Origin of the sequence: Yoonia sp. (genome assembly GCF_036007805.1) — a bacterium.
In the GTDB taxonomy this organism is placed as follows: Bacteria; Pseudomonadota; Alphaproteobacteria; order Rhodobacterales; family Rhodobacteraceae; genus Yoonia.
The window spans coordinates 1-1,824 of sequence record NZ_DASYOK010000004.1; the positions used below are offsets into that span (position 1 = coordinate 1).

Consider the following 1,824-nt stretch of genomic DNA (forward strand, 5'->3'; position numbering starts at 1 on the left):
GGCATGATGGCGTCGAAAACCCGCGTGCCTGTGGTAGGCGTGCCGGTGCAGACGCAGGCGTTGTCGGGCGTCGATAGCCTCTATTCCATTCTGCAAATGCCGCGCGGCTTTCCTGTGGCAACCATGGCGATTGGTGCGGCGGGGGCCAAGAATGGTGGTTTGATGGCGGCGGGTATTCTTGCGCTGCACGATGCTGATCTGGCTGCGCGATTGGACCAGTGGCGCAGCGATTTGAGCGCTTCTATTCCGGATGAACCCAGCGATGTCTGACGCTCTTCCTGTCGGGGCCACGATCGGTATCTTGGGCGGTGGTCAGTTGGGTCGTATGCTGGCCGTTGCTGCAAGCCGCCTTGGCCTGAAAACCCATATTTTTGAACCTGGCGCGAATGCACCTGCGGGTGATGTCGCGCACCGAGTGACCACAGCTTCCTATGATGACGTGGCAGCGCTGACGGCCTTTGGAAATGCGGTTGATGTCATTACATATGAGTTCGAGAACATCCCCACAAGCGCGCTTGATCTACTCGAAAAACTGGCCCCGATCCATCCCGGGCGTCAGGCATTGTCCACCAGTCAGGACCGTTTGACTGAAAAGACGTTTCTAAAGGATCTGGGCCTACAAACAGCGCCCTTTGCGGATGTCAGCAAAGCCGCTGATTTGGACGCTGCACTGGCCACCATTGGCACACCTGCGATCCTGAAAACGCGGCGGATGGGCTATGACGGCAAGGGACAGGCGCGGATCATGACGCCGGATGATGCGGCCACCGCACTTGCCGATATGTCAGGTGCACCTGCGATATTGGAAGGCTTTGTGAATTTCAGTCATGAGGTATCAGTTATTGGCGCACGTGGCCCTGATGGTGCCGTCGCCTGCTATGATCCGGGTGAAAACGTCCATGAAGCCGGAATTTTGCGCACGACCACCGTACCTGCGAAACTGACGCCCAGCCAAAGCACGGATGCCGTGTTGATCGCCGCGCGTATTTTGAATGCGCTTGACTATGTCGGTGTCATGGGGGTGGAGCTTTTCGTGACACCGCAGGGATTGATCGTGAATGAAATCGCGCCGCGTGTGCACAATTCGGGCCATTGGACGCAGAATGGCTGCACCATCTGCCAATTCGAGCAACATATCCGTGCGGTGGCAGGCTGGCCATTAGGGGACGGTTATCGCCATTCGGATGTCGTGATGGAGAACCTGATCGGCGATGATATGGACCGTGTGCCGGAACTGGCCAAGACCGATGCGGCGATCCACCTTTATGGCAAGGCCGAGGTCAAGGCAGGGCGCAAGATGGGCCATGTCAATCGGGTTGTAAAACCTGCTTAGTCGGTCCCGAAGATAATGCCTGTAAGGCTGAGACTACGGTCGAATTCGCCGTCGCGCAGGAAGGCTATAACCTCTTCGATCACCAGAGGATTGTTCATCATGAAGGTGTGGGTGACCGGCAGGACAAGGTGATCTTTCATGCCCTCCAGGCGCGTTGATGCGACCGACACTTTCCCGTCATCCGGCCCTTCGATCAGGGCGGAATAGACAGGGTTGAGGGTGCGATTGCCCGCAATAATCCCGATCTCATAAGGTATTTCTGCAAGTTGGTTAGGCAGGCTGCCTGCCTCAGTCCCCAGTTGCAGGCCAGCGGGGCCGTTGACCCATTGGAACGGTTCGAAGTCGCCGAAAATATCGACGAGTTCGGAGCCGCCATTGGGTGGCCCCAGCATGACCACCCGCCCCATGTCAGCGGGGCGGTTGTTGGTCAGCCACGCGCGCACAAGGATTCCACCCATCGAGTGTGTCACGAAGTTCACGCGGCGGTCGCC

General features: G+C 57.9%; 3 protein-coding genes. 2 read left to right on the top strand and 1 reads right to left on the bottom strand.

The window, feature by feature from the left end:
- A partial coding sequence (locus tag VGP75_RS00115) for an AIR carboxylase family protein (protein WP_327541709.1) occupies positions 1-270 on the top strand: 270 nt, incomplete at its 5' end.
- A complete protein-coding gene (locus VGP75_RS00120; RefSeq protein WP_327541710.1) occupies positions 263-1,333 on the top strand; it encodes a 5-(carboxyamino)imidazole ribonucleotide synthase in 1,071 nt (356 codons plus the stop codon). The genes VGP75_RS00115 and VGP75_RS00120, both read left to right, overlap by 8 nt.
- On the opposite strand, the gene VGP75_RS00125 is transcribed toward VGP75_RS00120, so the two are convergent.
- Positions 1,330-1,824, bottom strand: a 495-nt coding sequence (locus VGP75_RS00125) for an esterase/lipase family protein (protein WP_327541711.1), incomplete at its 5' end; no start/stop codon positions are given. The two genes, VGP75_RS00120 and VGP75_RS00125, sit on opposite strands and share 4 nt — an antisense overlap.